This window comes from Mesorhizobium sp. M4B.F.Ca.ET.143.01.1.1 (assembly GCF_004792275.1).
In the GTDB taxonomy this organism is placed as follows: Bacteria; Pseudomonadota; Alphaproteobacteria; order Rhizobiales; family Rhizobiaceae; genus Mesorhizobium; species Mesorhizobium abyssinicae.
In genome coordinates, this window is the sequence record NZ_SRSR01000273.1 from 1 (window position 1) to 308 (window position 308).

Here is a 308-nt window from a genome sequence, read left to right on the forward strand (position 1 = left end):
GACGGCACTGCTCTTGCGGCAGCGCGGCTATCACGGCACATCGCTGAACGACATTCTGAGTACCAGCGCCGCACCCCGAGGCTCGCTTTATTTCCATTTCCCGGGCGGAAAGGACCAACTGGTTATCGAGGTGACGCGTGCCAGCGTGGCCGAGGTGACCGAGCGGCTGGGCGCGGCGCTGGCGGCGGAAAGCGATCCGGCGGTTGCCGTCCACCACATCTACCAGTCGGTCGCCCGCATGCTGGAGGAGAACGAGTTTTCGCTTGGCTGCCCGGTCGCACCGGTCGTGCTCGACGCGCCCAGCGATG

At 66.2% G+C, this 308-nt stretch carries 1 protein-coding gene; it reads left to right on the top strand.

The annotated features are described in order from the left end of the window. On the top strand, positions 1–308 hold a 308-nt coding region (locus EN786_RS36955), incomplete at both ends, for a TetR/AcrR family transcriptional regulator (RefSeq protein ID WP_135910168.1).